This window comes from Pseudarthrobacter sp. IC2-21 (assembly GCF_034048115.1).
In the GTDB taxonomy this organism is placed as follows: domain Bacteria; phylum Actinomycetota; class Actinomycetes; order Actinomycetales; family Micrococcaceae; genus Arthrobacter; species Arthrobacter naphthalenicus.
On record NZ_CP139145.1, the window covers coordinates 830,505 to 851,943 of the forward strand.

A 21,439-nucleotide genomic window follows, 5' to 3' on the forward strand; every position below is an offset into this window, starting at 1 on the left:
ATCAACAAGGACGTCCCTGCACCATGACCAAATACGCTCGCGATGAATTCGACAAGGTACCGGAGACCGCCTCGCGGCAAGGCGTCCACCGCACGGCCACGGCGGCCGCCCGGCGCAGGCTCTGGCCCGTTCTGGCTGTGGGGATCGCCGCGCTGGCCATTGGACTTGTTTCCTTCCTGATTCTTCCCAAACTCGGGTTCACGCAGGCCGGCACGGAACTCTCCACGAGCCTGGAGGCGTCCGCCTCACCCAAGGCAAGCTCCGCCCCGTCGGCCAGCCCGGAATCATCGCCCAGCGCTGAGCCTTCCCCGGGCGCCGCGGCTTCAGCCAGCCCGGAGCCTTCGGCGTCCCCGTCCGCCAGCGAAAAGGCCGCGGTCCTGAACAAGGCCCAGGGAGTCGCCGTGTACAACGCGGCCGGGACAGCCGGGCTGGCCGGACGGGTCAGCTCGATGCTGCAGAACGACGGCTGGACGCTGGGGCAGGTCGGCAACTGGGCCGGCGCACCGCAGCAGGCGTCCCGGATCTTCTACGCTGGTGCGGCGCAGCGGGCCAACGCCGAAGCACTCGGGACCCTGTTGGGCGTCCCCACGCTGGCCGACAGCCAGGAGTTCCAGGTGCCCCTGGTTGTGGTGCTGGGGCCCGATTACCGGTAGCGCCCCGGTCACGCGACCATAACGTTCGGGCCGCCGGGGCCGGGCGGCCCGGCCGCCCCCACGGGTTGTGGCTAGAGTGAATTGAGGCTTCGGGCCCGTTCGCGGCGCACGGACGTACACGGCCCACAGCGGGGTGGACCGTCGGCACTACGGAAAGAGTGGACATCATGGCATTGGGAACCGTCAAGTGGTTCAACGCCGAAAAGGGCTATGGCTTCATTACCGTGGATGGCTCCGGGGATGACGTCTTTGTGCACTGGTCGGCCATCGACGGCGAAGGCTTCCGCGCCCTCGAAGAAGGGCAGCGGGTGGAGCTGGAAGTCGGCGAAGGCGAGAAAGGCCCGCAGGCCGATAGCGTCCGGCCCGCAGAGTGAACCGCGGCACCCCGCCCTTGGCAATCCTCCGCGGCACCCCGCCCTTGGCAATCCTCCGCGGCACCGCGGCGGCAGCCCTCCTCCTGGCACTCGCCGGGTGCGCCGGTGCCGCCGGGGGCAACGCCCGGCTGGACACCGTGGAGGCCTCCGGCGACGGAACCCTGCGGATCGGCCTGATCCTGGACAACACGGGGGAGCAGAGCTTCCTCAATGATGCGCAGCGGGCCGCCGCGGAGGCTGCAGTCAAGGACATCAACGCAGCCGGGGGACACAAGGGCAAGCCTGTCGAACTGATCATCGAAATGGGCGACGATGCCGGGCAGCAGGCCAGGAAACTCGTTGACGGCAAAGCCGACGCCGTGGTTGGGCCGACGGATTCCAGCCACGCGGCAGCTGCCATCGACGTCCTGTCCGCGGCCAGGACACCGCTGATCTCGCCGGCGAACTCGGCGGCGGCGCTGAGCACGTACAAGAGCGGCGGCTACTATTTCCGGACCGCGCCAACGGACGTTGCCCAGGCCTCCGTGCTGGTGAAGCTCGCCAAGGACGGCGGGGCCAGGAAAATCTCCGTGGTCCACCAGGACAGCGCCTACGGCAACGACGTCTCCGCGGCCGTGGCCGCCGCTGCCACGGCTGCCGGCCTGGAAACGGTCAGCACCACGGCCTTCAAGCCGGGTGCCGCGCAGAAGGCAGCGGCGGCCGCCCGGGAAGCCAAACCTGACGCCGTGGTTCTGATCGCCCGGGAGGACGCCCAGGGTGCCCTCGCCGAACTTAACAACGCAGGGTTGTCCGGCAGCAAGCTCATCCTCAGTGACGGTGCCTTCGCGCAGTACGGTTCGGGGCTTGGCTCGAAGGCCCTCGATGGTGCCCGCGCCGTGGTGCCCGGCGGCCTCCCTTCGGCTGCGTTCCAGGCGCGGCTGCTGGCCATCAGTCCGGGCCTGAAGGACCTGTCCTTCGGGGCCGAAGCCTACGATGCCGTGAACCTTGCGGCGCTGGCTGCGGCTACGGCCGGTGACGACGCCGGCCGCTCCATCGCAGCCAACCTGATCACAGCATCCGGCGGGACCCCGGACGGCCAGGAAACCGCCCCGGCCGGTAAAACATGCCGCACCTACGCCGACTGCCTGGCCGTGCTGAAGACGGGGGCAAAAATCAATTACGACGGCGAATCGGGGCATATTGCGTTCGACTCCCATGGCGATATCACGGCGGCGAACTTCATGGTCTTCACCTATGGCGTGGACAACAGGGCCGTGCTCACCGGACGCGAGGCCGCAGGCCGCACCGCGGGCTGATCGCCAACGGCGAACGGCCACCCGCCGGATAGGCGGTTCAGGCGTCCATTCGCTTGCACTCTCACCGGGGGAGTGCTAATTATTGAGTTAGCACTCTGACGTACCGACTGCTAAAGCAAGGTTCGGCATCCGCCGCTTCCGCAGCTTTGGCACCGGGCTCGGAGCGAGAGAAATACCTAGCTGGAGTGAGATCCCCAGCCCCGGCGTACAGAGGCCACGGGCGAAGGATCGTCCGTCGCGGGCACTGCAGTGCGGTTCATTCTTAACGACTGTCCCGAAAGGACTACTGCCGTTATGGCCAAGATCATTGCATTTGATGAAGAGGCACGCCGCGGTCTTGAGCGGGGCCTGAACATCCTCGCCGACGCCGTCAAGGTCACCCTCGGCCCGCGTGGACGCAACGTCGTCCTCGAAAAGAAGTGGGGCGCCCCCACGATCACCAACGATGGTGTTTCCATCGCCAAGGAGATCGAACTGGACGACCCTTACGAAAAGATCGGCGCCGAGCTGGTCAAGGAAGTTGCCAAGAAGACCGATGACGTCGCAGGCGACGGCACCACCACGGCAACCGTGCTGGCCCAGGCCCTGGTCAAGGAAGGCCTGCGCAACGTCGCGGCCGGCGCTGACCCGCTGTCCCTCAAGCGCGGCATCGAGAAGGCCGTAGAGGCCGTCACCGTTGAGCTGCTTGCCTCCGCCAAGGAAATCGAAACCAAGGAAGAGATCGCGGCCACCGCCTCCATCTCTGCTGGTGACGATGAAATCGGCGCCCTGATCGCCGAAGCCCTGGACAAGGTGGGCAAGGAAGGCGTCATCACCGTCGAGGAGTCCAACACCTTCGGCCTGGAGCTCGAACTCACCGAAGGCATGCGCTTCGACAAGGGTTACATCTCCGCTTACTTCGTGACTGATACCGAGCGTCAGGAAACGGTCCTTGAGGACCCGTACATCCTGATCGTGAACTCCAAGATCTCCAACGTCAAGGAACTGGTTGCTGTCCTGGAAAAGGTCATGCAGTCCAACAAGCCGCTGCTGATCATCGCCGAGGACATCGAAGGCGAGGCCCTGGCCACGCTGATCGTCAACAAGATCCGTGGCACGTTCAAGTCTGTTGCCGTCAAGGCTCCGGGCTTCGGCGACCGCCGCAAGGCCCAGCTGGCCGACATTGCTGTCCTCACCGGTGGCCAGGTCATCGCCGAGGAAGTCGGACTCAAGCTGGAGACCGCCGGACTGGAACTCCTCGGCAAGGCCCGCAAGGTTGTTGTCACCAAGGACGAAACCACCATCGTCGAAGGTGCCGGCGACGCCGACCAGATCGCTGGCCGCGTTTCCCAGATCCGCGCCGAGATCGAAAACTCCGATTCGGACTACGACCGTGAGAAGCTGCAGGAACGCCTGGCCAAGCTGGCCGGCGGCGTTGCAGTCATCAAGGCCGGTGCCGCAACCGAGGTTGAGCTCAAGGAACGCAAGCACCGCATTGAGGACGCTGTCCGCAACGCCAAGGCTGCTGTTGAAGAAGGCATCGTCGCCGGTGGCGGCGTTGCACTGATCCAGGCCGGCGCCAAGGCGTTCGCCAACCTGAACCTCACGGGTGACGAGGCAACGGGCGCCAACATCGTCCGCGTTGCCATCGACGCCCCGCTGAAGCAGATCGCCTTCAACGCCGGCATGGAGCCCGGTGTTGTGGTGGACAAGGTCCGTGGCCTGCCCGCAGGCCACGGCCTGAACGCAGCCACCGGCGAATACGTCGACCTGCTGGCCGCCGGCATCAACGACCCGGTCAAGGTGACCCGCTCTGCCCTGCAGAACGCGGCCTCCATTGCCGGCCTCTTCCTCACCACCGAGGCCGTTGTGGCCGACAAGCCGGAGAAGAACGCTCCGGCCATGGGTGGCGGCGACGAGATGGGCGGCATGGGCGGCTTCTAGCCCCCGGCTTTCCAAGCACGAAGCACCAAAGCACAACGCTCGACGGCGGTCCTCACCAAGGGTGGGGGCCGCCGTCGGCCGTTAAGCGCCGACATCAGGGGCAGGCGTCAGGGCGCCGGCGTCAAGGTCAGGTGTTAGGCGCCGACGTCAAGGGCAGGCGGGATCTCTGGCAGGATGGAACAGTGACAATTACAGCAGCGGCCGACGGTTCGGCTTTAGGCAACCCGGGGCCGGCCGGCTGGGCCTGGTACGTGGACGACCACTCCTGGCGGGCGGGCGGATGGCCGCACGGCACCAACAACCAGGGCGAGCTGATGGCCGTCCTCGACTTGTTCCGTGCCACTGCCCACCTTCCCGATGAACACCTGAAGGTCCTCTGCGACAGCCAGTACGTTATCAACTCCATCACCAAATGGATGCCGGGCTGGAAACGGAAAGGCTGGCGAAAAGGGGACGGCAAGCCCGTGATGAACCTTGAGCTGCTCAAGGAACTGGACCGTGAACTTGCCGGCCGCAAGTACACGTTCGAATGGGTTAAAGGCCACGCCGGTCATGACCTCAACGAGGCGGCCGATGAACGGGCCCGCGCGGCGGCCACCGCCTACCAGCAGGGTGTCGCCGCCCGATCCGGGCCCGGCTTCGCCGGTGCGCCCGTTGCAGCGGGCCAGCCCGCCGGTGCCGCCGAGGCCGGGAACCAGTCCGCCGAAGCCACCGGGCCTGCGGGCGCTGCTGCCGGGGCCGGGCGTACCGCCGCCCCGGCCGCCCGCAACGAGCCTTCTGCTGCCGTCAGTGCGGGTCGCTTTGGACAGGCCTCCTTTGCGGAGCCCGACCTGTTCAGCGAGCTCGAGGCCGAGGCGTTCGATCAGGCGGAGGCCACCGGGGCCGAGCCAAGCCCGGAGGCGATCGTCGAGGCCCTCGAGCGGGAACTGGCCGGCCCTGAAGCCAGGGGCGATATTGGCCGCACCGGCGTCCTCCTGCACCCGGACTTCATGGAGATCGGAAGCTCCGGCAGGGTCTGGACCCGGGACGCCATGATGATGGCACTGGAAGAGGACCCGGGCAACCACACGGACCTCGAAATCCTGGGCGCGGACCGGATTGGCGCCGACGCGGTCCTGCTGACGTACCGAAGCTACACGCGCTCGGGCCCGGTTCTCCGGAGCTCCCTGTGGGTACTGGACGGCACCAAGTGGCGGCTCCGGTTCCATCAGGGCACACCCGAAGCCTGAGCTTTACCACCGGCAACGGGCTCAGCTGAAACGTTGCGTGTTTCCCTGCTCGGCCTGGGCATACGTGTTTGCCGCCGATGCCAGGGCCATGTTGATGGACGCCAGCGACGCCTCGACCTTGCCCTGGGTCAGAGTCCACTCCGTCACCAGGGCCTGGAAATTCGTGGCTGCCGAGCCGCGCCAAGTGCCCTGCAGTTCGTCCAGGCCGCGCTTCATGGTTTGGACGTCGGCGCTGATGCGGTCCACGGTGGCTTTGACGTTCGCTGATTTGAGCTCAAGCAGTTCGGTGTCGACGGAAATGATGCTCATGGCTGATGCCTCTCGATGTAGTGGGGCAGTCCGGCTGCCCGCCCGGCTGACCCGGGCCACTGCAACGAGCCTACGGAGCGGCGCAGCCGGCACGCCACGGCCGATTGTTATATGTGGATAACCTTGCCGTCGCCCGGGCCGCCGTGCAGTGAGTTCCCCTCGTGCATGGAGTTCCCAGCGGGCAGGGCGTTCCCTTCGGGTTGCCCGTTCCCCCCGTTTGGGTCATCCTCCGTCTGCCGCTCAGCCTCATCCTCGGCGCTGCTGTCAGCCGCCTCATTCCGGAGGGGCAGGCTGACCACCAGGGTTGCGCCGCCGCCGTCGGTCGTTGCCACCCTGACGGACCCGCCGTGCGAACCCACAATTGCGGCGACAATGGCGAGCCCCAGCCCGCTTCCGCCGGTCTCGCGGGTGCGGGAGGTGTCCGCGCGGTAGAAGCGCTCAAAGACCTTCGCTGCTTCCTCTTCCGAGATGCCGGGGCCGTGGTCCCGGACTTCAATGACGGCGCGTGGTTGTCCGCTGTCAGAGGTGCGGGTGCCTACGGCCAGCTCGATGGGACTGCCTTCGGGGGTGTAGCGCAGGGCATTGCCCACAAGGTTTCCCACCACCTGACGCAGTTTCGCTTCGTCGCCCAGCACAGGGGCCGGTGCGGCGGGGCCGCCGTCGAGCCCGATCAGGGAGATGGTGCGGGTCCGCTCGCTCGCCTGCGTGTCCACCACGGCATCGTGCGCAATCAATTGCAGGTCAACGGGTTTCTGCTGGAGCGGGCGCTGTTCGTCCAGGCGCGCCAGCAACAGGAGGTCCTCCACCATGGACCCCATCCGTTTGGCTTCGCTTTCGATCCGGCCCATGGCCGTGGCCACATCCTCCTCGGTGGCAAGGGCGCCGTGGCGGTAAAGCTCCGAGAAGCCCCGGATGGTCACCAGCGGCGTTCGCAGTTCATGGGAGGCATCAGCCGCGAACCTGCGCATCCTGGCCTCGGAGGCGGTTCTGGCGGCAAAAGCGGTCTCAATGTGCGCCAGCATGGCATTCAGCGAGCTGCCGAGCCGGCCGAGTTCGGTGTGGGGGTTATCGATGTCCACGCGCCGGGAAAGGTCCCCCGCGGCGATGGCGGCAGCCGTCTTCTCCACCCGGGCCAAGGGACGGAAGGACCGGGACACGGTCCAGCTGGCAATCAGCGACGCGAGCAGCAGCGTGAGCAGGCCTGCCCCGCAGATCACCAGGGTGGCGTGTTTGAGGACGTCATCCACGCTCTGCAGCGGCAAACCGATGACCACCACGGCAAGGCGCCCGCCGCTGAGGACTGTCACGGCCACCACACGCCAGTTCTGCCCGTCGGTGCCCCGGACCTGGTAGGGCTGGGTTCCCCGCCTCTGGGCCTCCTCCAGGGAGATGCTGCTGATATCGGGACGGACATTGGCGTCTCCGCCGAACGGGTACGGTTCCTCGCCCGGAACAAAAAGGGTCAGCGAATAATCGGTGGGTACCACGATCGGATTGGGCGCCTGCAACGGCGTAAACGAGCGCTGCTTGCTGGCGAGTTCGACGGCGGCGTTCAGCTTGTCGTCCACCTGGCCCACCAGATAGCTGTGCAGCAGCGCCAGGGTTCCTGCCCCGGTGGCCGTCAGGGCAACAATCAGCAGCGCCATGATGATGGCGACCAGCTGGGACCTCAGGGAGGCCGACTTCCACCGCTGCAGCAAGGTCAGCGCTTCTCTGCCGTCCGGAGCACGTAGCCCACGCCCCGCTTGGTCTGGATCAGAGCCGGGGCATCCGGATCAATGTCCACCTTGCGGCGCAGGTAAGAGATGTAGGACTCCACAATCGAAGCGTCGCCGTTGAAGTTGTATTCCCAGACATGGTCAAGGATCTGGGATTTGGACAACACCCGGTTGGGGTTAAGCATCAGGTAGCGCAGCAGCTTGAACTCGGTGGGGGAGAGCTCAATAACGGTGCCGCCGCGGCGCACCTCGTGCGCATCGTCGTCGAGCTCCAGGTCATCAACCCGGATGACGGCGTCGTCGTCATCCAGCAGCGGCTGCGTGCGGCGCAGGACGGCCCGGATGCGGGCCACCACCTCGTCCAGGCTGAAGGGCTTGGTGACGTAGTCGTCCCCGCCGACGGTGAGGCCGGTGACCTTGTCCTCGGTGTCGTCCTTCGCCGTCAGGAACAGGACGGGGAAGTGTTTGCCGGATGCCCGCAGCTTGCGGGTGACGGTAAACCCGTCCATGTCCGGCAGCATAACGTCCAGCACAGCCAGGTCCGGAGCGTGCAGCTCGGCGGCGGCCAGGGCGTCCCGTCCGTTGGCAGCCGAAACCACCTCGAAACCGGCGAAGCGAAGGGACGTGGACAGCAGCTCGCGGATGTTGGGTTCATCGTCAACAACGAGGAGCTTGGCTTCGGGACCGGTCTTCTTCATGCTCCCATCATGCTCCCAGAATCTGTGAGTTTTCTGGACGGCAGGTGTGTGTTCCGTGAGCCTAGGCGGCCCCCACATCCTTCGCGTCCATGATCCGGTAGGCGTACCCCTGCTCCGCCAGGAACCGCTGCCTTTTAGCCGCAAAATCCTGATCGAGGGTGTCCCGGGCCACCAGCGAGTAGAAGCGGGCAGCCCGCCCGTCCTTCTTGGGCCGAAGCAGCCGGCCCAGCCGCTGGGCCTCTTCCTGGCGGGACCCGAACGAGCCCGAGACCTGGATGGCAACCGAGGCCTCCGGCAGGTCGATGGAGAAGTTGGCCACCTTCGAGACCACCAGCGTCTGCACGTCGCCGGCACGGAACGCGTCGAAGAGTTTTTGCCGTTCCTTCACCGAGGTATCGCCCTTGATGACGGGTGCGCCCAGGCGCTCGCCGATCTCGTCCAGCTGGTCAATGTACTGACCGATCACCAGCAGCTGGTCGCCCTGGTGCCGGGCAACCAACTCTTCGACAATCAGGGTCTTGGACTCCGACGTCGAACAGAGCCGGTACTTGTCCGCGTCCTCGGCCATGGCGTACGCCACGCGCTCGTCCCGGGGCAGGTCTATACGGACCTCGACGCAGTCCGCCGGCGCAATGTAGCCCTGGGACTCGATGTCCTTCCAGGGTGCGTCGTACCGTTTGGGACCGATAAGGCTGAAGACCTCGCCTTCGCGGCCGTCCTCCCGCACCAGGGTGGCCGTGAGGCCCAGCCGGCGGCGCGCCTGGAGATCGGCGGTCATGCGGAAGATGGGCGCCGGCAGCAGATGGACTTCGTCGTAGATGATCAGGCCCCAGTCGTGGCCGTCCACCAGCTCCAGGTGCGGGTAAAGGCCGCCCCGCTTGGTGGTGAGCACCTGGTAGGTGGCAATCGTTACCGGCCGGACCTCCTTGACCGCTCCGGAGTACTCGCCGATTTCGTCCTCCGTGAGGGAGGTGCGCTTGAGCAGCTCATCTTTCCACTGACGCGCGGCCACCGTGTTGGTGACCAGGATCAGCGTGGTGGTGGAACTGGTGGCCATGGCTGCGGCACCCACCAGGGTCTTCCCGGCACCGCAGGGGAGCACCACCACGCCGCTGCCGCCGGCCCAGAAATTCTCGGTGGCGAGCTGTTGGTAGGGGCGCAGCTTCCAGCCGTCCTCATTGAGGGCAATCAGGTGCGGTGTGCCGTCAACGTAGCCGGCGAGATCCTCTGCCGGCCAGCCGATCTTCAGGAGCAGCTGTTTGAGCTGGCCGCGCTGGGAGGAATGCACCACGATGGTTTCGCCATCAATCCGTGGCCCCAGGAGGGGTTGGATCTTCTTGGCCCGGATCACCTCTTCGAGGACCGGGTAGTCATCCGTGCGCATCACCAGCCCGTGCTGGGGGTCTTTTTCAAGGCGGAGCCGGCCGTACCGGGACATGGTCTCTTCGACGTCGATCAGCAGCGAATGCGGCACCGGGAACCGTGAGTATTTGAGCAGCGTGTCCAGGACCCGCTCCGCGTCCAGTCCGGCGGCGCGTGCATTCCAGAGGCCCAGGGGCGTCAGCCGGTAACTGTGCATGTGTTCGGGGGCGCGTTCCAGCTCTGCGAAGGGGGCGATCGCATGGCGGGCTTCGGTAGCGAGCTCGTGGTCCACTTCCAGCAGGATGGTCTTGTCGCTCTGGACAATCAGCGGGCCGTCGTTCACGTGCGGAGATCCTTCACTGCCGCAGTTCCTCCGCGGCTTCGACGTCGATGATGCGATGGATGGAGAGGACACGCTCGGTTTCCTTGGCCGGATCGAAGACCCGGACACGGCCCCCGCCCACAGACAAGGGAACAACCGTTTCCAGGATGGAATTCCCGTGGCTGTCCACCACGTTCATGCTCACCAGCTGCTTGAGCCGGATGGCGCGCTGCAGGGTCTCAAGGCCTAGCTGGGTGGCCGCTTCGCCGGACCCGATGGCGGTGTCCGGGCGGCCACCGCTGCCCGGGCGGCCGTCCTGCCTGCCGTTCCGCAGCACAGCCAGTTGGGCAGCCAGGTCATCCTCCGCAGGCGCGGTGCGCGGCGCGGTGTAAACGGGCCGGACGCCGCCCGGGACGCCGGTGGTCCGCCGGAGCCGGACCAGGGCGGGCTCGGATTCCTCTACAGACGGGGAGAACCCCAGCCCCCGCAGGACCTGGGCAGTTTCCCGGGGCGGCACCGCGGAGATCAGGACAGTCGGCGCGATGCGGGCCAGGCCCAGCAGGGCCGCCCGTGATTCGGACGCAAGCTCCAGGACCGCGGCCTCGTCATCGCTTTGGATGAAGCTGGCCGCTGCCCCCACCCGGAGACGGCCGTGCCTGGATGCGGTATCTTCCACCAGATATTCGAGCGGCTGGGGCACCGCCGTGGCTGAATGTTCCCGGAGGAACCCCAGCAGGCTCGACGCGTCATGTCCGGCGTCGAGCGCCCGCCTGATGGAGTCGGGGGAGAACCGGTAGATGGTGGCCGGGCCCTGGCCTTCAGCGTCGGCCATCAGCAGGAGCTTCTCGCTCAGCTCCGGGGCCAGGTAGCCAGGGGCAACGGCGGTGAGGTCTGCCTGGAGCAGGACGTGGTTAAGCGCTGCGGGCAGGTGTTCGCCGAGGATGTTCAAGGCTTCGTCCGGCTTGTCGTCGGCAATGGCGCTGCCGAGCTGGCTCAGCGCGCCGGATCCGGTCAGCCCCAGCAGCTCTGCTTCGGCCAGCACCCCCTTGATCAGGGAACTGAACCGGCGGGCCATCCGTGGCTGCGCCCATTCGGCCCGCTGCAGGACAGCGGCCGCGTCCAGGACCGGGGCCGTGCCGTCGACTGCACCCGCCTCATGCGTGAGTTCGTTCAGTATCTCCAGGATCCGTTTCCGGACCACCGGGGCGTCGGGCCGCTGCGCCTCGGCGGACAGGGCATTGACCGTGGTCCCGGCCAGCCCCCGGTGCGCGGCGGACGCGCCCGCCGGCCCGCTGACCGGCTGCCCCACCAGCGACGGGACGCGCTCGCTGGCAAGCCAGGCGTTGACCAGCCACAGCCATTGCTCCTGCCGGGTGAGGCCCAGCCACTCCAGATCCGGCGGCTGTACCCAGGTGGAGGAGTCAACATCCAGCCGCAGCAGGCCCGAGAGTGCACTGAGCTCCAGCAGCAGGCCCGCCTGGTGCTGATCGAGTCGCAGGAATTCGGCCAGCCGCTTCATCTCGCGCACGCCCACTCCGCCGCTGCGCAGGGTAACCAGCGGTTGTGCCCTGACGGCGTGCAGGAGCTCGCCCACCAGCCGGAGGGTTTCCGCGATGGCGCCCAAGGCCGCGTTCCGGCGAAGGGCAGCCGTGGTGCTGCCCAGTTGCGGAACCGGCGGTGAAAGGGTGAAGTCGTTGATGATGGCACCGCCGCGCAGGGACAGTCCCACGCTGTGGGGCAGTTCCACGTGGGCGGCGTCGAGCGGGACCAGGAGCCCCCGCGCGAGCAGCCAGTCGACGGGCCCGACGTCGGTGCCCTGATGTGTGACGGACGCTTTCCGTTGCGCCTGGGGGACGGCGCCCATGGCCCAGTTGCGGAATTTGGCGAGTAACGCCGTCGTCCGTTCCGGGGCTCCCGCCAAAGCCTGGGCGAGCGCCTCCGGTGAGGATGTCCAGTGCTGCAGCGCGAGCGCTGCCTCCATGGGGGTGGTGGCTTCCTGGATCGCGACGCCGCTGTGGCGCAGTTCGGCAACGAGCTGGACCACGCGCTGGGCGAACGCCGGCTGAAGCCGGACCAGCTCGGTGTAGCTGCGGCCCAGGCCGGCGGGGTAGATGCCCACCACGTCCTTGAGGCACCCCACGGGCAGGTAGTAGCGCTGACGGTGCCCTGCCGGAGTTCCGTGCGGCGGCTCGGCCCGGTGGATCAGGGCAAGGTCCTGGAGCGAGGTCAGGATGCGCTCCACGGCCGCCACGGTGGACCCGGCAATAAGCTTCCGCACGCCCGCCGCCGAAGCGCTGTGCGCTGTGTCCGTGTTGGTACACAGGTGGAGTGTCTCCAGCACCTGCATCTGGGGCCTGTTGAGACGCTCCAGGGCGCGTTGGACGCTGACCCTAGCGCTGGCCCTCGCGGCCAGGGCGGGAAAATCCGGGACCGGGGGAGAGATGAGGTCCGGCCGCGCCGCGAAGAGGGCCCGCAGCGAGTCGTCGCTGCGTGCCTCCAACTCTTTGCTGAGCGCGCGGATAAGGGACATCAGTCCAACGTTACAGCCCGCCGGACTTTCCCGCCCGGCGCCTTCCCGCCACGCTGTCCAGGACCAGGAAGAGCATCAGGAGGAAGGCCACGGGCAGTCCGTACAAGGCAACGGACGTGACCCAGACCGGGGCGGCCATGCCAGCGAAGGCCAGGGCCATTACCGCCCCGACCGCCACGAGGGAAAGAACGGCAACTACCGCTGCGGAAATCATCAGTGGGCGGCGGTAACGCGAGGGTGTCATGCACGTAACGCTAACAGGGCTGGCCGACACTGGGCGGGGCGGGCCGGCGCCCTTGCCACCGGGCCGGCAGGAGCCATCGGGAACGGGCCGGACCACGGCGGGACAAAGGGCGTGGCCACGGGGCAGCCCGGGGCATCACCAGGTGCCGGTGAAAGCGGAAATCCGTCCCCGGCAGGATAACCTTGAAGGAACAGACCAACACGGTCCGTCGCTGTCATACCCTGAACCCGCATATTGGTGCGGATGCGGTGACTGCCGGCCGTGTCTTAAGACGCAGAACGAAGAGGGTTGATTACGTGCCTACCGGCAAGGTCAAGTGGTATGACAAGGAAAAGGGTTTCGGCTTCCTCGCCGGCGAAGACGGCCAGGAGGTCTTCCTGCCCAAATCAGCGCTGCCCGAAGGCGTCACGGACCTGAAGGCCGGCACCCGCGTTGAGTTCGGCGTCGCGGACGGCCGGAAAGGCGCCCAGGCGCTCGGGCTGCGCGTCCTGGACAAAACCCCGTCCATCGCCAAGGCCAAGCGGCCAAACGCCCGGGACCTGGCGCCGCTGGTGCAGGACCTGGTGAGCGTCCTGGACAACCTCTCCGGAACCCTGTCTGCGGGCAAATACCCGGAAGGCAACAAGGGCAAAGCCATCGCGGCGGCCCTGCGTAAGGTTGCCGACGAGCTGGACGTTTAGGCCTTGGCTATGAACCCGGAAGCTGAACAGCCGGACGCTGAACAGCCGGACGCTGCCGCGGAGCCGGCCGGTGTTAAGGCTGCAGCCAAACGCCGCGCCGGCGTGCCCGTATGGCGGACCGGCAAACCGGATGCTTTTCTGGCGTCTGCCGTTGACGTGGCGCGGACCGCGCTCGAGGGCATCACGGCGCCGTCGGACATCGGGCAGCATATCGCCGCCAAAAGCGAGGGCGACCGGCTGGTCACCCATCTCTTCGAATCCAAGCTGCCCGGCTACCAGGGTTGGCAATGGTATGCGGTGGTGACCCGGAACTCGCGCTCCAAAGTGGTCACCGTCAGCGAGCTGGGCCTGCTCCCGTCCGAGGATTCCATCCTGTCCCCGGAATGGGTGCCGTGGGCCGAGCGCGTCCGCCCCGAAGACGCGCAGGCAGTGGAGGAATCGGACTCACAGGCTGGCCGGGGCCGCACGCCCGGGTCCGCGGCGCACGACGAACCGATCCCCGACGAGCCCGCCGACGAGCCCGCCGACGATGAGGCCGCCGAGGGTGAACCCGCCGAGGAGGGTCCTGCCGATTCCGAAGAAGACGAACCCGCCGGCGGGACTGACTAGGCAGTTGCTAACACGCAGGGTTGATCAACACGGAGGCCGGCCATGATGTCCACCTTCAAATCCCTGCACATCCTCAACTACCGGATCTGGTTCATTGGTGCGCTGGTTTCCAACATCGGAACCTGGATGCAGCGGACGGCCCAGGACTGGCTGGTGTTTGACCACCTGACGGATCAGGACGCCGGTGCCATGGGCATCACCATGGCCCTCCAGCTGGGACCCCAGCTGTTCCTGGCGCCGGTGGCCGGGCTTGTGGCGGACCGTTACAGCCGCAAACAGCTGCTCGTCATGACCCAGTCGGTGATGGCCCTGCTCAGTACCGGACTGGGGATCCTGGTTGTTATCGGAGCCGGGCAGCTGTGGCACGTATATTGCTTTGCCCTTCTCCTGGGCCTGGTGTCCGCGCTGGACGCGCCGGTTCGCCAGACCTTCGTCTCTGAGCTGGTCCGCGACGATTACCTCCCCAATGCCGTCGCACTGAACAGTGCCTCCTTCAATGTGGCCCGCATGATCGGCCCCGCGGTGGCCGGGCTCCTGACGGTGGCCGTTGGCCCCGGCTGGGTGTTCCTGATCAACACCGTCACGTTCCTGGCCATGCTCCTGAGCCTGTGGCGGATCCCGACGGCGTCCTTGCGGCAGCTTCCCCGCGCGGCGCCCGGAAAAGGCCGTATCCGGGAGGGGCTGCGCTACGTGCGGTTCCGGCCGGACATTGTGGTGGTCCTGGTGGCGGTTTTCATTGTGGGGACCCTCGGGCTCAACTTCGTGCTCTTCATCGCTGCCATGGTGGGGACGGAGTTCGGGCTGGACGCCAGCGCCTTCGGGCTGATGAATTCGATCATGGCCATCGGGTCCGTGACCGGCGCACTCCTGTCCGCCGGCCGGGGCAAACCCCGGCTGCGGATGATCTTCGGCGCGGCCGCTGCCTTCGGCGTGACCTCCGGACTGGCCGCCCTGGCCCCGGACTACTTCTGGTTCGGTGTTGCGCTGGTGCCGGTGGGCCTGTTTGCAATCACCATGATGACCAGCGCGAACGGCTACGTCCAGACCACCACCGATCCGGTCATGCGGGGCAGAGTCATGGCCCTGTACATGGCCATCTTCATGGGCGGCACACCCATCGGGGCGCCGCTGGTGGGGTGGGTGGCCAATGTGGCCGGCCCCCGCTGGTCGCTGACCGTGGCCGCCGCCTCCGGGATCGCCGCGGCCCTGATCGGCATGGTGTGGATCATCCGGGCGCGGCAGCTCCGGCTGACATTCAACCGGCGGGCCCGCGGCCTGCGCCTCTTCCGCGTCGTCTCCACACTGGGGGACACAGCAAACGGCGCCGCCCGGGACCAGAACCCGGACGACGCCGTCGAACGCTGACGCACTTACGCTCCCCTGCGGGACGCTCATGCCGTGTGGACGTTACTTGCGCAGCTCGCCCACGACGTAGTCGATGCTGGCCAGCAGGGCGGAAACATCGTCCGGCTCGATGGCGACAAAGGTGGCGATCCGGAGCTGATTGCGGCCCAGCTTCCGGTACGGCTCAGTGTCCACCACACCGTTGGCGCGCAGCACCTTGGCGATCGCGGCGGCGTCGATCGAGTCATCAAAATCGATGGTGGCGATGACGTTGGAGCGGTCCTCGGCCTTGGCCACGAACGGTGTGGCGTAGCCGGAGGCCTCGGCCCAGGCGTAGATCCGGCCGGCTGAGTCGGCAGTGCGCTTGCTGGCGAAATCGAGCCCGCCGTTTTTGTTCAGCCACTGAACCTGGGCATCGAGGGTCACCAGCGTGGTGAGCGAGGGTGTGTTGTACGTCTGGTTCAGCCTCGAGTTATCAATGGCCGTCTGCAGGTCCAGGAAATCCGGGATCCAGCGGTCGCTGGCCTTGATGCGCGCGGCGCGTTCCAGGGCGGCGGGGGAGAACAGGCCCAGCCACAGGCCGCCGTCGGACGCGAAATTCTTTTGCGGGGCGAAGTAGTACACGTCCGCCTCGGCCACGTCCACATCAAGCCCCCCGGCGGCGGAGGTGGCATCAACCAGCACGAGGGAGCCGGCGTCGGCACCCTCCACGCGCTGGACGGGAGCCGCGACGCCGGTGGAAGTTTCGTTCTGCGGCCAGGCATAAACATCCACGCCGGCTTCGGCCCGGGCGGCCGGCCGGGTGCCCGGCTCGGACTTGATGATGGACGAGCCCTCCAGGAACGGCGCCTTGTTGGTGGCGGCCGCGAACTTGGAACCGAACTCGCCGAAGGACAGGTGCTGGGCCTTCTTTTCCACCAACCCGAAGCTGGCGATGTCCCAGAATGCGGTGGAGCCGCCGACGCCGAGAACAACTTCGTAGCCCTCCGGGGCGCGGAAGAACTGGCTGAGGCCCTCCCGGACGGAACCCACCAGGTTCTTGACGGGCGCCTGGCGGTGGGAAGTGCCCAGGATGGTCCGCGATGCTGCCTGGAGTGCCTCAAGCTGCTCCGGCCGGACCTTGGACGGTCCCGCACCGAAGCGTCCGTCCTTGGGCAGGAGATCGGCGGGAATAGTGATGCTGGTTTCGCTCACAAGGGCTCCAATTTCGGCATGGACATGTTTGGCGTCCGGGACGGTGGGGTGGCCGGCAATCAGCGGCGACTGCAACGAGGGCCGCTTTTATTCTGCCTGAAACCCTGGACAGGGCTGCAACCGGCACCGTCACAGTCTGGCCAGTGAGACGGCGGCCGATTATCCGGACAAATTCAAAATAGGCTAAGCTTTTTACTGGACCTCGCTGCGGCTTGAACGCGATACGGTGGGTCAACGCAAGGTACTGTGCTCGAGGAGCTGAGCTGGATGACGGATCTGATCGATACCACGGAGATGTATCTTCGAACCATTTTGGAGCTTGAAGAAGAAAACATCGTTGCCCTCCGCGCCCGCATCGCCGAGCGGCTGCGCCATTCCGGACCTACCGTGTCCCAAACTGTTGGCCGGATGGAGCGGGACGGCCTGGTAGTGGTCTCCGGAGACCGTCATTTGGAACTTACCGACACCGGCCGCAAGCGCGCCACCGAAGTCATGCGCAAACACCGGCTCGCCGAGCGGCTCCTGGCCGATGTCATTGGCTTGGACTGGGCGTACGTCCATGACGAGGCGTGCCGCTGGGAGCATGTGATGAGCGAGCGTGTGGAACGGCGCATCTACCAACTCCTTGACCACCCCACCAAGTCGCCCTACGGCAACCCCATCCCCGGGCTGGCTGCGCTGGGGGGTGCTGCCGCCCTGCCGGAAGCAGGTGTGATTAATCTCGTTGAGGCCATGCGCGGATACGGGCCGACGTCGAGCGTGACCGTCAGCAGGCTGGCCGAGCCCATCCAGGTGGAACCCGAGTTGCTGGTGCAGCTCGACGAAGGGGGCATCCGGCCCGGCGCGGCAGTCTCCCTCGAGCGCGTCGGCGAGTACATATCAGTGCGGGTTCCGGGCATTGAAGGTGCGCTCGAGTTGCCGCCCGAGGTCGCGGCCCACGTTTTCGTTTCCATCAGCTAGGGCCGGGAGCTCCAGCAGGAGGCCGCTCTGCGGCACCCCGACGCAAGGGGCTAGCGCACGGCCGTCAGTTCCGCAAATATAACGGAATTGTTACTGCCCGTTTTGATCGCCTATAGTTTAAACCCAAGCGTCGATATAAAAGCGTTACCTGATCCGGAGCCGAGCTCTGCCAGCGGATCAGGTGCACGAGTCATCCACTGGCAGAGGCGGGGGAACCACAACCGGCAGTCGCAAGGCTGCCTTGGGGTGAAGTCCGTCAGCAGCAAGCCTCTCCCAGGACCCTCATGGGTATCTCTGCGCCGAGTGCTTGCAACGGCGGACCGGGTCTTAGAACTCTCTGACCCGAATCCGACAGCTAACTTCGCAGGCTATCCAGAGAGGAACATTCTTGACCACGCATTACTCCAGGGGCCGCCGCCGCGCGGCCGGCCCCGCTGCTGCGCCCCGCGCGGTTGAGGATCACACTGCGGAGAGGCCCCGCGATCCCCAGCGTGAAGCGCGGCGCCGCCGTCGGGGCGCCTTCCGGCAGGTCACCGACTTCGCCGCCGCCAGCGGTGTTGGGCAGAAGGCCGGCGTGGCACTTGCTGCCACCGGCCTGATCCTGACCGTCACCGTTCCGGCAACGGGCCCGATCATGGCAGACCAGCAGCCCGGCAACTCCGTTGCGGCCGTGTCAGCCGCTCCGCAGCCGGAGATTTCGGCCGCGGCCGGGGCCCAGATTGATTTCAGCCGTTCTTCCGTGGTGACCCAGGGTGACCCGGACGGCAAGCTGAAACAACTGTTGAGTGCGCAGTCGGCCGGGTCCATTACCCGGGCTGCCTCCGCCGGGAGCCTGGGAGCGCCGCTCGCGCAGCTCATCACGGCGTCCCCGTTCGGCTTCAGGATCAGCCCCATTACGGGTGGTACCGGCGACTTTCACCGCGGCCAGGACTACGTGGCCCAATGCGGAACTTCGGTCCTGGCCGCCGCCAGCGGCACCGTGACCTTCGTAGGCTGGCATCAGTACGGCGGTGGCAACCGCGTCGTGATCGACCACGGCAACGGCTTGGAAACCACGTACAACCACCTGTCCTCAGCCTCCGTGACCGTTGGCCAGACCGTGACCCGCGGCCAGGTGGTGGCCCTCAGCGGCACCACGGGCGCCTCCACCGGCTGCCACCTCCACTTCGAGGTTCAGGTCAACGGCGAAGTCGTTGACCCCACAGGCTGGCTCTGAGCCAAATGATGGCAAACTCTCAAATCTCTTCGGCTTGCCGTGACCTGAATGTGACATTCGCTCTGAAGTCCTGTAACGTCTAAGTCGCGTCAACTTTTCCGAAGTTGACGTTCTTGAGTGGATTGCCTAGCTCTGCCACCGCTCAAGGTCCGTTCGCATGACATCGTCTGGCAGGGGCGGGGGAACCAATTTTGGTCTTCGATTCTGAAGGCCTTGGGGTTAAGTCGCAAAGCTTCCCAGGAAGCAGCGCGGCCGGGTGACTCCCATCCGAATCCGACAGCTCACCTCGCAGGCATTGGGAGAGGCTACCTTCGTGTCTTCACGCCATAATTCTGCGCGCCACCGTGCGCAAACGGTTCGCACCAATCCTTTGGGCTCCGTGTCCAAGGCAGTAAGTGCAAACGCCGGGACCGTAGGTCGCCAGGCTGCTGTTATCGCAGCCGCGTCAGGTCTCATCCTGACCATGGGGCTTCCGGCCAACGCCGCGGACACCACCGCTGGTGTGTCCGCGTCTACCGAGTCCGGATCTGCCCAGGCTGCTCTTGCCGTCACCGCCGCACCCACTGCCACCGTGTCTTTCGAGCGCCCGGTAGTCAAGACCACGGCTGCACCCGTGATCGCGCCGGTCCGTGCTCAGTCCACGGCAACGGAAACAGCAACGGCAAGCCGTGCTGCTGACGTAACCAAGGATGCCGCAGCCAAGCCTGCAGCTGCCGTTTCTTCGGCAGCCGCGTCGGGCCTGGCAGCTATCGCCTACACCGGCATCGGCCACCCCTACCTCTGGGGCGGCACCACTCCCAATGGCTGGGACTGCTCAGGCTTTACCCAGTGGGTCTACGCCCAGGCCGGCATCAGCATTCCCCGCACCAATGCCTGGAACGCCATGCGGCCCACCTCCACGCCGTCCCCCGGTGACCTGGTCATGCAGAACGGTGGCGCACACGTGGGCATCTACGTGGGCAACGGCATGATGATCAGCGCGCTCAACCCCTCCCAAGGCACCCTGCTGCACGCCGCTGCAGCAACGGGCACGTCCTCCTTCTACACCCTGGGCTAGTCCTAACTCCGGACTTCCTCCCGTTTCTTTCCTGGAAACTCTTCGCTAAATCCCCGTTCGGGGCGTGCCGGCGTACCCCCAAGATGCCGGCGCGTCCAAAGACCTTGGGCTGCCCTCGCGGTCCCGAGGAACACGAAAGAGAGAAAAATTGATGACGACACGTGCAACTGTTGCACGGCACCGCGCCGAGGTCACCAAGACCAACTCGCTGGCTGTCATTGCCAAGGCTGTCGGCGACAACGCCGGCGGCATGGGCCGTCAGGCTGCGGTTATCGCTGCTGCCTCCGGCCTGGTCCTGACCAGCGGTATCGCGGCCAACGCCGCTGATACCAATGTGCAGCGCGAAGCCGCTTCGACGGCCAGCTTTGAAATTGGAACGGCCGCGCCGGCCGTTATTTCGGCTGAATCCACGATCGCCATCTCCTACGAGAAGCCGGCAGTAACCACCACGCCGGCTCCCGTCGCAGAGCCGGAGCCCGAGCCCGTTGTTGAGGCAGCCCCGGCAGCCGCGGCCGCTCCCGCCGCGGCGCCTGCGGCCGCCATCAAGGTTGCTTCGTCCGCCCCCGCGGCTCCGGCCGCCCCGGTCGCTGCCAGCGGCAAGGGCCAGGCCATCCTGTCCGCAGCGTACGCCCAGCTGGGCGTCAACCAGGACTGCACCATGCTCGTGACCAACTCACTGGCCGCCGTAGGCATCAACTTCCATGACTGGCCCGCAGGCTACCTCTCCCTGGGCCGCACCGTCAGTGCAGCAGAAGCAAAGCCCGGCGACCTGATCTACTACGCAAACGGTGGCGCGGGCATGGCCCACATTGCCGTTTACGCAGGCAACGGCCAGGCCGTGCACGGCGGCTACAACGGCAACCAGACCGTTGTGTTCAGCGCCAATGTTGGATCAGGACCGGTTTTCATCCGCGTGTCCTAACAGCTGTTGAGCCTTCAAAGGACCCCTGCCTGGTGGCGGGGGTCCTTTGCTGTCTGTTCCCTCAGGGACGCGGCGGCAGCCGCCAGGCCGGGCATCCCGGAAACGGCCGGACCGAGCGATTAGTTTATCCGGGCATTTTTTGTTTACTCTTGTGGTGTCGATCCATAGCCCGGATATGCCGGGGGCAGCCGGCCCTCGTGCCCCTGACGGGTGCGGCCACAAAGAGGTAAGTGCATGCGCACTCTCGTTCTGAATGCTGGATATGAACCGCTGGCGGTAGTCACCTTCCGCCGGGCGCTGGTGCTTGTGCTCACGGGCAAGGCCAGTGTTATTGCCGAGGGCGATGACCCCGTGGTGGGGCCGCAGGAGATTCTGGGCCGCCCGTCTGTGATTCTCCTGAACCGTTACATCCGTCCCAGATATAACCAGAGCACCGCGGTAAGCCGCCGCGGCGTCCTCCGGCGCGACGGTCACCGGTGTGCCTACTGCGGCAAAGGTGCCCACACCATCGACCACGTGCAGCCCAAATCGCGTGGCGGTGCCGATTCGTGGGAGAACCTGGTGGCCGCCTGCCTCCGATGCAACAACAGCAAAGGTGACCACACCCCGGCCGAGATGGGCTGGAAGCTGAGGTTTGTGCCGGAAGCGCCGCACGGCACCATCTGGCAGATCAAGGAACTGGAGAAGCCGACGCCTGCCTGGGATCCGTTTTTGCTGCCTGAACGGGCGGCCTGAACGCTTCCGGACTGCCGGTTTCGGGCGCGCGCGAGGAGTAACAGTCGCGCATGCCCACGGACGTT

Annotated in this window: 20 protein-coding genes and 2 riboswitches; of the genes, 13 read left to right on the forward strand and 7 right to left on the reverse strand. The window is 66.3% G+C overall.

The genetic code is table 11. From position 1 onward, the window contains the following. The first annotated feature begins 23 nt into the window (after window positions 1-23). From SBP01_RS03895 to SBP01_RS03915, 5 genes are all read left to right on the forward strand, one after another. Window positions 24-653: a LytR C-terminal domain-containing protein gene (locus tag SBP01_RS03895; RefSeq protein WP_320537539.1), complete on the forward strand. Its 630-nt coding sequence runs from the start codon at window positions 24-26 to the stop codon at window positions 651-653. A 167-nt stretch (window positions 654-820) separates the two neighbouring features. Continuing rightward, window positions 821-1,027 (forward strand): cold-shock protein, encoded by a 207-nt coding sequence (locus SBP01_RS03900; RefSeq protein ID WP_275214573.1) that lies wholly within the window; start codon window positions 821-823, stop codon window positions 1,025-1,027. Next, complete coding sequence (locus SBP01_RS03905) at window positions 1,024-2,322, forward strand: ABC transporter substrate-binding protein (RefSeq protein ID WP_414004260.1); 1,299 nt, start codon at window positions 1,024-1,026, stop codon at window positions 2,320-2,322. The genes SBP01_RS03900 and SBP01_RS03905 overlap by 4 nt, the downstream gene beginning before the upstream one ends. Window positions 2,323-2,616: 294 nt before the next feature. Then, window positions 2,617-4,245 (forward strand): chaperonin GroEL, encoded by a 1,629-nt coding sequence (groL, locus tag SBP01_RS03910; protein ID WP_275214572.1) that lies wholly within the window; start codon window positions 2,617-2,619, stop codon window positions 4,243-4,245. Between the two features lie 182 nt (window positions 4,246-4,427). Beyond that, on the forward strand, window positions 4,428-5,474 hold the full coding sequence (locus tag SBP01_RS03915; RefSeq protein WP_320537540.1) for a ribonuclease HI family protein: 1,047 nt from the start codon (window positions 4,428-4,430) through the stop codon (window positions 5,472-5,474). A gap of 21 nt (window positions 5,475-5,495) precedes the next feature. Here the strand turns inward: SBP01_RS03915 and SBP01_RS03920 are convergent, their stop codons facing one another. The 6 genes from SBP01_RS03920 to SBP01_RS03945 all read right to left on the reverse strand — a co-directional run bounded on the left by SBP01_RS03920 (window position 5,496) and on the right by SBP01_RS03945 (window position 12,657). Continuing rightward, a complete protein-coding gene (locus SBP01_RS03920; RefSeq protein WP_275214570.1) occupies window positions 5,496-5,783 on the reverse strand; it encodes a WXG100 family type VII secretion target in 288 nt (95 codons plus the stop codon). A 107-nt stretch (window positions 5,784-5,890) separates the two neighbouring features. After that, complete coding sequence (locus SBP01_RS03925; RefSeq protein WP_320537541.1) at window positions 5,891-7,483, reverse strand: HAMP domain-containing sensor histidine kinase; 1,593 nt, start codon at window positions 7,481-7,483, stop codon at window positions 5,891-5,893. Between the two features lie 2 nt (window positions 7,484-7,485). Continuing rightward, entirely contained in the window at window positions 7,486-8,199 is a 714-nt protein-coding gene (locus SBP01_RS03930) for a response regulator transcription factor (RefSeq protein ID WP_056346636.1), read from the reverse strand. A gap of 61 nt (window positions 8,200-8,260) precedes the next feature. Then, complete coding sequence (locus SBP01_RS03935; protein ID WP_275214568.1) at window positions 8,261-9,904, reverse strand: DNA repair helicase XPB; 1,644 nt, start codon at window positions 9,902-9,904, stop codon at window positions 8,261-8,263. Window positions 9,905-9,917: 13 nt separating this feature from the next. Next, a complete protein-coding gene (locus SBP01_RS03940; protein ID WP_320537542.1) occupies window positions 9,918-12,413 on the reverse strand; it encodes a helicase-associated domain-containing protein in 2,496 nt (831 codons plus the stop codon). Window positions 12,414-12,423: 10 nt separating this feature from the next. Then, window positions 12,424-12,657: a hypothetical protein gene (locus tag SBP01_RS03945; RefSeq protein WP_275214566.1), complete on the reverse strand. Its 234-nt coding sequence runs from the start codon at window positions 12,655-12,657 to the stop codon at window positions 12,424-12,426. 296 nt (window positions 12,658-12,953) lie between these two features. Between SBP01_RS03945 and SBP01_RS03950 the strand changes: the two genes are divergently transcribed. Genes SBP01_RS03950 through SBP01_RS03960 form a run of 3 tightly spaced genes read left to right on the forward strand, consistent with a single transcriptional unit; the run spans window position 12,954 to window position 15,311 of the window. Then, entirely contained in the window at window positions 12,954-13,337 is a 384-nt protein-coding gene (locus SBP01_RS03950; protein WP_275214565.1) for a cold-shock protein, read from the forward strand. A gap of 9 nt (window positions 13,338-13,346) precedes the next feature. Then, the gene (locus tag SBP01_RS03955; protein ID WP_320537543.1) at window positions 13,347-13,946 is read left to right on the forward strand and encodes a DUF3027 domain-containing protein; all 600 of its coding nucleotides are present in this window, start codon (window positions 13,347-13,349) and stop codon (window positions 13,944-13,946) included. A gap of 45 nt (window positions 13,947-13,991) precedes the next feature. Then, the gene (locus SBP01_RS03960; RefSeq protein ID WP_320538280.1) at window positions 13,992-15,311 is read left to right on the forward strand and encodes an MFS transporter; all 1,320 of its coding nucleotides are present in this window, start codon (window positions 13,992-13,994) and stop codon (window positions 15,309-15,311) included. Between the two features lie 42 nt (window positions 15,312-15,353). On the opposite strand, the gene serC is transcribed toward SBP01_RS03960, so the two are convergent. Continuing rightward, the gene (gene serC / locus SBP01_RS03965; RefSeq protein WP_320537544.1) at window positions 15,354-16,484 is read right to left on the reverse strand and encodes a phosphoserine transaminase; all 1,131 of its coding nucleotides are present in this window, start codon (window positions 16,482-16,484) and stop codon (window positions 15,354-15,356) included. A 267-nt stretch (window positions 16,485-16,751) separates the two neighbouring features. Here serC and SBP01_RS03970 point away from each other — a divergent pair, with 267 nt between their 5' ends. From SBP01_RS03970 to SBP01_RS03990, 5 genes are all read left to right on the forward strand, one after another. Further along, a complete protein-coding gene (locus SBP01_RS03970; protein ID WP_275214562.1) occupies window positions 16,752-17,444 on the forward strand; it encodes a metal-dependent transcriptional regulator in 693 nt (230 codons plus the stop codon). Between the two features lie 147 nt (window positions 17,445-17,591). Then, window positions 17,592-17,829: riboswitch (cyclic di-AMP (ydaO/yuaA leader) on the forward strand. 3 nt (window positions 17,830-17,832) lie between these two features. Further along, a complete protein-coding gene (locus SBP01_RS03975) occupies window positions 17,833-18,660 on the forward strand; it encodes a M23 family metallopeptidase (RefSeq protein ID WP_320537545.1) in 828 nt (275 codons plus the stop codon). A gap of 148 nt (window positions 18,661-18,808) precedes the next feature. After that, window positions 18,809-18,969, forward strand: a riboswitch (cyclic di-AMP (ydaO/yuaA leader). Between the two features lie 70 nt (window positions 18,970-19,039). Continuing rightward, window positions 19,040-19,717 carry a C40 family peptidase gene (locus tag SBP01_RS03980; protein WP_275214560.1) on the forward strand — a complete coding sequence of 226 codons (678 nt, stop codon included), beginning with the start codon at window positions 19,040-19,042 and terminating at the stop codon, window positions 19,715-19,717. A 151-nt stretch (window positions 19,718-19,868) separates the two neighbouring features. Next, the gene (locus tag SBP01_RS03985) at window positions 19,869-20,639 is read left to right on the forward strand and encodes an NlpC/P60 family protein (RefSeq protein WP_320537546.1); all 771 of its coding nucleotides are present in this window, start codon (window positions 19,869-19,871) and stop codon (window positions 20,637-20,639) included. Window positions 20,640-20,873: 234 nt separating this feature from the next. Next, window positions 20,874-21,374, forward strand: a complete 501-nt coding sequence (locus SBP01_RS03990; RefSeq protein ID WP_320537547.1) for an HNH endonuclease — start codon at window positions 20,874-20,876, stop codon at window positions 21,372-21,374. Window positions 21,375-21,439 lie beyond the last annotated feature (65 nt).